This window comes from Methanohalobium sp., from assembly GCF_046546175.1.
Classification (GTDB): Archaea; Halobacteriota; Methanosarcinia; order Methanosarcinales; family Methanosarcinaceae; genus Methanohalobium.
The window spans coordinates 1-8,104 of record NZ_JBKGYF010000073.1 but is presented as its reverse complement, the minus strand read 5'-3'; the positions used below and the strand labels follow the sequence as shown (position 1 = coordinate 8,104).

The following is an 8,104-nucleotide window of genomic DNA, read 5'->3' as shown; positions in this document are numbered from 1 at the left end:
ATTTGATGCAATGCTGAAGACATAAGGGTTTTCTACCTTCCATTGTTATAAAAAGATAAATATAACTAAGAAACAAATGGTTTTCTTGTAACAATATCTTACAAGAAAAACCTATTTTAACTTTAAAGGGGTTAGTTTAATGGATTAAGGGGTAATGGAATTTGCATACAATAGACGCTATAAAATCAAGAAGAAGCATACGAAAATTTGAGGATATGCCTGTTGATAACAAATATATTAACACAATCTTAGATGCAGGTCGATGGGCACCTTCTGGGTTAAACAATCAACCCTGGAGATTTATTGTCATACAGGATAGAGACACCATAAAACAACTTTCTACCTGTACCCATTATAATGACGTCGTAGAAGGTGCACCTCTTTTGATTGCGGTTTATCTCTTCCACGAGGTTTTATATAACTACGTGAAAGACATACAATCCATTGGCGCATCTATCGAGAATATGTTACTCGCATGTCATGAACTGGGATTGGGTTCAGTCTGGCTTGGTGAAATTTTAAATCAGGATGAAAGAGTAAATTCCATACTTGAAACACCTGAATCCTTTGAACTCATGGCAGTGGTTGCTATAGGTCACCCAGCAGAGACATCTACATCAGAACGAAAAGAAATGAATGAACTTGTATATAACGAAAAATTCGGGACTCGATGGTTAGAGTATAATAGAGACGAAGAGTATTGATGGGGTATAGGAGGTAAGTTTTTTGGGATTATTTGCTTGATTAAAGGGTGTAAAAATTATCAAGCATAGAAATTTTTTGATGTTTTCTTCGCCTCTATACGAACTATTTGTTCTTCAGTATATATAAGACCTTTGCCTAAATTACTTAAGAAAAATAATTATATTAAATTTTATTATTCAGTGCATTTGTGAGATATTACATCCTGTTAATACATTTTCGGTTAACACAGAATTCCCTTGCATCTTTTTCCTTTTCTTTTACACGGATTATCTTCCATCCACATTCACATTTATCATCAAGAATGGTCAACCTACCAGATTTGGGAAGTGACTGTGTATAACCGCATTTATTAGTACACCCCAGAAAACGTGTATCTTTTGTTTTTATTAAAAACATGTATCCATTACATCTAAGACATGGACCAACAATTTCAGGCGGGAAACATTCGTTTTCCATATCACATTTAAAGCAGGGACCTATACCCACTGCCCAGTGATATTTATTACCTACTTTAATAACAGCAGGTGATCCTTTTCTACATTCCCGACTCTTCATAATATTCAAAGCACCATTCTTTGGGAGAGAAAAGGTATTTCTGCATTCTGGATAACCTGTACATCCCACAAACCGCCCTTTATCTGTTGTCACAATACGAAGGATACGACCGCATTCGCTACATTTACCTATATAATTATCCGAATCTGCTGCGACACTTTCATCATAAATTGTACCGGCAATCTGGGATACCATTTCATTCTTATTGGATGTAAGCTGGGAATACATCTGATTTATAAGGGCTGTGCCCTCGTCGAGCGCCTCTTCAAGAGTCTTTTTTCCATCTTCTACATCCTGAATAAGCTGTTCCACACGGGAACGGATTTCGGGTTTAACGATTACAGGTACTGATTTATTAAGAGCATCCATAAGGGTGAACCCGGTATCAAGGATGGATATGGATTTACCTTTTGTCTCGAAGTATCCACGTTTTTTATTGGTTTCGATATGAGTAGGTGCTGTTGCCTTGGTACCTATACCGTTTTTATCCATGAGTGTCAGAAGTTCTGATTCAGTAAGCCGTTTTGGTGGAGTGGTCTGAGATTTGGTATTTGTTATTTTATTAATACCTACATTTTCATTAATTTCGATTTCTGGAAGGATTTTGTCGTTTTTGGTTTCAAAGGGGTAGACCCACATCCAGCCTGATTCTTTTTTTACTGTACCTGTTGCATCGAATTTTTCATCATTAACAGATATTTCCAGTCGGGTTTTTTCAAAAACCGCAGGTTGCATCAGATTTGTAAGAAAATGTCTGACTATTAAATCGTATACATCCCAGGCTTTGGAATCATTTACTGCCTTATTGATATCACTTTTATTTGCCGATTTTATCGGGTAAATCGGTGGATGGTCATGGGCATCCTTTGTTCCGTTTCTTGGGTTGAAACCGTTTTCAGAATTTGAAAAAACCGCAAGAGCAAATTCTTTATGCGCCCCTTTTGTTAATTCTGCAACACGTGACTGGAAATCAAAATCCTTAGCATATTTATTTGTTTCAGTCCTTGGATAACTGGTAAACCCTGACAAATATAACTGTTCAGCAATTTCAAGTGCCCTGTCTGAATTAAGTCCCAGAAATTTGGATGCACGTTTTAAAAATTCGTTGGTATTTAACGGATAGGGCGGACTGGATTTTGTTTCCTTTACTTTTTTGTTTGTTACCAGTCCTGTTTTACAATCCTTGATTTTTTCATAGACTGCGTCCGCCTTATCCTTGTCGAAGAATTTGCCTGTTCTGTGAGTACCCTGAAAATCTGTATCATTGTGGTGGAAAACTGCCTCTATTTTCCAGAAATCTTTGGGTTCAAAATTTTTTATTACTTTTTCACGCTCGTATACAAATCCACAGGTTGGTGTCTGGCAGGGTCCGATTGAAAGTACACCTTTGGTTCTGGCTCTTTCCTGAACTGAAAGTGTTATATACCGAGTAAACGCTACTCCCATTTTCAGGTCCAGTATCTGACGGGCTTTTGCTGAGTTTGCCAAGTTCAGATCAGGTTCTACAGTATCCTGGAACGCTCTTTTTATTTCATCTGTAGAAAGGGATGAAAAACGTGCTCGTTTAATTGGTGAATCTGATACTTTTTCAGCAATGGATTTCGCCTCAAAACCGATGTTTTCTCCTTCCCTATCATAATCGCATGCAAGAATAATTTCATCAGAATCCTTTGCAAGTCGGGATATTGCATTGGCAAAAGACTGTTTAGTTATATATTGTTCCGGCATTGTATTGATAAGTAAACCAGGGTCAACCTCCCGCCAGTTATTGTATTCCTGTGGATAATCATAGGTCATTATATGACCGGACAATCCCATTATCCGCCACTGTTTGCCGTCTTTTTTAAATTCATAGACATTTACGCCATCCAGTGATGTTCGTTCATAATCACCATCACTGAGAATACTGGCTATCTGGGCTGCAGCCTTGTTTTTTTCTGCAAATGCAACTATACTCATTCTATGTAACCTGTTATTGTTATCCTATTTACGGTTTTTGAGGGTTGTGAACTATTTTAATGATTTGGATTACTTTATTTCACTGGTGTTTAAATATAATTAAATATAAGGTCATACATAAATTGGGGGTTATACATGAACCTTAGTCCAGACATAACGGACAAATTGGAAGACGTAGGTAACGTCGATGTAGTTATCGGGATTCAAACCAAAAACGTAGAAAATACCATTCTTCATGTCATGAATGTAGTTCATGAAGGTGTTACGAGGTATCTTTCATCCTACAAAACACTGGTTGTAATATAAGATGGGTATTCTACAGACCGATTCTTCTGTTAATTTATAAACCCCTGTTACATCGGATTTATAATAACTATCAATATAATTAATTATTTCTCTTCTAACAGCAATTCAATGAAACATATATATTATACTAATTCTTTATTTTGCAAATAAAACCCATAAGAGAATAACAATGACATTAATGGAAGATGCTAAGAAAGGCATTATCACATCCCAGATCAGAAGTGTGGCTGAAAATGAGGGTATCGACCCTGAAACCGTACAGTCCTGTGTTGCTGGTGGATTAGTTACCATTCCAAATAACATCGAAGGGAATTCAAATCCCTGCGGGATTGGTAAATACATGAGTACCAAGGTAAACGCTAACATCGGTACTTCAAGGGATTATATAGATATTGATAGCGAAGTTGAAAAAGCAAAGACTGCAGAAAAATACGGAGCTGACACTCTGATGGACCTGTCAACCGGGGGAGACCTTGACACTATCAGAAAACAGATTATGGATTCCATTAACATACCTTTTGGTACAGTACCAATCTATCAGGCTGCTTCATCCCGCAAAGCTGTTGTAGATATGTCGTCAGACGATATGTTCAATGCTGTCCTAAAACATGCAAAAGATGGAGTGGATTTTGTCACCATACATGCAGGTGCCAATCTGAATGCTCTTGAGCGCCTTAAAAAAAGTGACAGAATTACAGATGTTGTCAGTCGTGGTGGATCGTTTACAATCGCATGGATGGTTCATAATGAGATGGAAAATCCATTCTATGATGAATTCGATTATCTTCTGGAAATTGCCCATGAATATGATATGACATTGAGTCTTGGTGACGGTATGCGCCCCGGATGTATTAAGGATGCATCAGATAGACCAAAGTTTATGGAGTTTATAACTCTGGGAGAATTAACAAAAAAAGCCCGAAACCAGAATGTTCAGACATTTGTAGAAGGCCCCGGACATGTCCCGGTTGATGAAATCGAACTTAGTGTGCAGGGCATGAAAAAATTATGTGATTATGCTCCGCTATACCTCCTGGGACCGCTTGTGACTGATATTGCCCCAGGTTATGACCATATAACAGGCGCTATCGGTGGTACTCTTGCAGGGATGTACGGTGCGGATTTTCTATGTATGACTACTCCTTCTGAACACCTTGCACTGCCTTCAATTGAAGATGTAAAGGAAGGTGCCATTGTAACAAAAATTGCTGCACATTCTGCCGACCTTGTTAAAGATGGACAGAGAGAACGTGCTCTGGACTCCGATACAAAAATAGCTTTTGCACGCAAAAATCTGGACTGGGATGCACAGTACAGTCTGGCGATTGATAGTGAAAAAGCCCGTTCTATCAGAGAAAGCAGAGTAACCGGAAGTGATGCATGTTCCATGTGCGGAGACCTCTGTGCCATGAAAATTGTCAAAGATGCCCTAGAAAAAAGCAGAAATAAAGATGATAGGATTTAATATTTATTCGATTCCATTCCTTTATTACCTATGAAGCTGAGCGTACTTGTGGATAATAATACATTCATAGACAGTTATTTTTATGGCGAACCTGGATTGTCATTTTATATAGAAGATAAAAACTACAAAATCCTTTTTGATACCGGATATTCCAACATTTTTGTAGAAAATGCCAGAAAAATGGGGATTGACCTGTTAGACCTTGATTATCTGGTTATTTCACACGGTCATCTTGACCATACATGGGGAACTGTTCCGTTAATCCGGTTGTACACAAAAGCCAGACTTGAAAAACAACCTCATAAAAATCCGGAACTTGTTTTGCATCCTGCAGCGCTTTATTCCAGGGTGATGGATGACACTGAAATCGGGTGCCTGCTAAATTATGATAAACTCAAAAAACATTTTGATGTGAAATATACTAAGACACCATACTGGTTAACCCAAAACCTTGTTTTCCTGGGTGAAATCCCCAGAAAATTTGATTTTGAAAATACTGAACCTGTAGGTAAAATTGAAACTTCCGGGATATACGAAAATGATTACCTTATCGATGATTCCGCTCTTGCCTACAAAACATCAAGAGGGATTGTTATTATTACCGGATGTTCCCATTCAGGTATCTGCAACATCACCGAGTATGCAAAAGAGGTGTGTAATGACAGCCGCATTATTGATATTGTAGGTGGTTTCCATCTACAGAACCCATCAAAAAAGCAGTTAAAGGGAACTGTTAAATATATGATGAAATTGAACCCGAAAGAAGTTCACGCATGCCATTGTACTGACCTCTATTCAAAGATTGAATTATCAAAAGCTGTCAGACTTAAAGAAGTTGGTGCTGGTCTACAGATAAAATACGAATTATAACACACATCATGGGGGGATGTGTACATGAGCAATCAGAAAATAATATTTGTATACAATGCAGAAAGCGGGTTCTTGAACACCCTCTCCGATTATTTTCGAAAGATAGCGATGCCTTCAACGTATCCCTGTAAGCTTTGTGCTATAACCTACGGAAATTTTGGGATGAAAAACGAATGGAAAGAATTTGTTAATAATCTGGATATTCATCTGGAGTTTTTGCATAAAGATGAGTTCATGGAATCCTATGATATAAGCAATGCCAGTTTTCCTTGTGCATATCTGGTTGAAAATGGTTCTAGTCCTGAACTTTTCATCACATCAGAAGAGATAAACAGGTGTAAAACCCTGGATGACTTAAAAGAACTCGTCATGGACAAGGTTAAAAAATTAGAATAAAGACAATTTAGCTTTATTCCTCTTTAAAATCAAGAGCTACGGAGTTGAGACAGTAGCGTTTGCCTGTGGGAGGTGGACCGTCATTAAACACATGACCCAGATGGCCTCCGCATCTGCTGCACATAACTTCAGTCCTTTCCATAGAAAAACTGTAATCAGTTTTTGTTTCTACCCTGTCTTCAGATATTGGTGTCCAGAAACTGGGCCATCCTGTACCTGAATCAAATTTGGTTTCAGATGAAAACAATTCCTGTCCACAGCCAGAACATGAAAAGATACCCTTTTTTTTATTCTTGTAATATTTACCAGTAAACGGTGGTTCTGTACCTTTCTCCCGCAGTACATGATACTGTTCAGGAGTGAGTTCCTCTTTCCATTCTTTATCAGATTTTTGTATCTTTTGCATATCTTCCCACTATATAATTACATCATATGTTCGAAATCAGAAAAAATCATGTTGTATGTTCAGATTACTTTCAGACCGATTGGTCATCATTTAAATTTCTATAATTTATAGGATGTATTGTATGGTATTTAACGATTATGAGCAACGACTCAAAGGATATAATAATCAGCTACTTACTGGTCAACAAAATTGTTGTAATTAAGTATCTTGTTGATGTAGTGAAACTGGTTCAGAGAGTTCCATTAATTTAAACCCTTTGGTACTGTTCAGTCAAATCATATACTCCTTATCAATGAAAATATATATTAACTGAAAGAGCCCAGTTCAACTCACAAAATATATATATATATATACAGATGGGATTTCTTAAAATTATGAAAGGGATAAATATAGAAAATTTTGCAGGTGTACTGGTTGGTATACTATTGCTTGTAGCGTTGTTATTTTATTTGGCGGGCATAGACAATATATCAGGTCTACCTTGGTGCAGCAGGTGAATTTGCAAGTGCATACATGGCAGCAGGTAACTTTAGCATAGGTGTACTCTCAGCAGGTATATTTTCTGCAGGGTTTTTTGCTGTAGGTATTTTCTCGGTGGGTGTTTTTTCTTTTGGGATATTTTCATAGGTATATTTTCCACAGGTATTTATGCATTTGGTTAATACAAGCTTCAAGAATATATAAGAAAATAATATTATGAAAAGGGAACAACAGAAGTATATAGAAGCCAACGGTTTTTTCATCATTTTTTAAATCAAAGATTACAAAAAATATTTAAACTCCATCTAAAGAATGATGAAAAAACACCATTGTTTGTTTCTCAAAACCATAATTTTTTTATCTTGTGCTATGTAATTTATTCTCAGTTATAATTATAAACATACGTTCATAGCATGTGTTCGATATCAGAACATACACTTGGATAGGTAAATACCGCATTCTTAACATCACTTGCACTTAATCCATATCTCATTGCCATGGCAAAAATATTAATAACTTCTTCTGCTTCTGGTCCGAGTATATGGGCTCCAAGAATATTATCTGTTTGTTTATCTATGATTATCTTGGATGCAGCATGTTTTAAATTGATCCTCTTTGAAGAGTACCAGTTACTCCTATCATTATAAATTACCTTATGGTTATCTTTGACGTCTCTTTTGTCGATTCCCACACCTGCCAGTGGAGGCAAAGTAAACACTACTGCAGGAACTCCTGTATAATCTACAACCGCGTTATTTCCATTGAGAATGTTATCAGCCACAGCATCACCCTGAAGACCTGCAACAGGTGTCAACTGCGGTCCTTCTTCAGAACAATCCCCGGCTGCATATACTCTGGGATTAGATGGACTCTGCATATATTCGTTTACTGCAATACCCTTTTTATGTACCTCTACATTACCTTTATCCAACTCGAGTTCATCGATATTGGGAATCCTGCCA

At 37.2% G+C, this 8,104-nt stretch carries 9 protein-coding genes; 5 read left to right on the top strand and 4 right to left on the bottom strand.

Annotated features, from left to right (window positions below; genetic code table 11):
- The first annotated feature begins 161 nt into the window (after positions 1 to 161).
- Positions 162 to 704 (top strand): nitroreductase family protein, encoded by a 543-nt coding sequence (locus ACLFMM_RS07855; protein WP_410808183.1) that lies wholly within the window; start codon positions 162 to 164, stop codon positions 702 to 704.
- 196 nt (positions 705 to 900) lie between these two features.
- Here ACLFMM_RS07855 and ACLFMM_RS07850 read toward each other — a convergent pair whose 3' ends face one another.
- Positions 901 to 3,219 carry a DNA topoisomerase gene (locus ACLFMM_RS07850; protein ID WP_410808181.1) on the bottom strand — a complete coding sequence of 773 codons (2,319 nt, stop codon included), beginning with the start codon at positions 3,217 to 3,219 and terminating at the stop codon, positions 901 to 903.
- Between the two features lie 135 nt (positions 3,220 to 3,354).
- On the opposite strand from ACLFMM_RS07850, the gene ACLFMM_RS07845 reads away from it, so the two are divergent.
- From ACLFMM_RS07845 to ACLFMM_RS07830, 4 genes are all read left to right on the top strand, one after another.
- Positions 3,355 to 3,525, top strand: a complete 171-nt coding sequence (locus tag ACLFMM_RS07845; protein ID WP_410808180.1) for a hypothetical protein — start codon at positions 3,355 to 3,357, stop codon at positions 3,523 to 3,525.
- A 169-nt stretch (positions 3,526 to 3,694) separates the two neighbouring features.
- The gene (gene thiC / locus ACLFMM_RS07840; RefSeq protein ID WP_410808179.1) at positions 3,695 to 4,990 is read left to right on the top strand and encodes a phosphomethylpyrimidine synthase ThiC; all 1,296 of its coding nucleotides are present in this window, start codon (positions 3,695 to 3,697) and stop codon (positions 4,988 to 4,990) included.
- A 30-nt stretch (positions 4,991 to 5,020) separates the two neighbouring features.
- Positions 5,021 to 5,860: an MBL fold metallo-hydrolase gene (locus ACLFMM_RS07835; RefSeq protein ID WP_410808178.1), complete on the top strand. Its 840-nt coding sequence runs from the start codon at positions 5,021 to 5,023 to the stop codon at positions 5,858 to 5,860.
- A 24-nt stretch (positions 5,861 to 5,884) separates the two neighbouring features.
- Positions 5,885 to 6,256 (top strand): hypothetical protein, encoded by a 372-nt coding sequence (locus ACLFMM_RS07830; RefSeq protein WP_410808177.1) that lies wholly within the window; start codon positions 5,885 to 5,887, stop codon positions 6,254 to 6,256.
- Positions 6,257 to 6,269: 13 nt separating this feature from the next.
- Here ACLFMM_RS07830 and msrB read toward each other — a convergent pair whose 3' ends face one another.
- The 3 genes from msrB to ACLFMM_RS07815 all read right to left on the bottom strand — a co-directional run.
- Entirely contained in the window at positions 6,270 to 6,662 is a 393-nt protein-coding gene (gene msrB / locus ACLFMM_RS07825) for a peptide-methionine (R)-S-oxide reductase MsrB (protein WP_410808176.1), read from the bottom strand.
- 476 nt (positions 6,663 to 7,138) lie between these two features.
- Positions 7,139 to 7,336, bottom strand: a complete 198-nt coding sequence (locus tag ACLFMM_RS07820) for a hypothetical protein (RefSeq protein WP_410808175.1) — start codon at positions 7,334 to 7,336, stop codon at positions 7,139 to 7,141.
- A 212-nt stretch (positions 7,337 to 7,548) separates the two neighbouring features.
- Positions 7,549 to 8,104: FAD-dependent oxidoreductase (locus tag ACLFMM_RS07815; RefSeq protein WP_410808174.1), on the bottom strand; the 556-nt coding region annotated here is incomplete at its 5' end.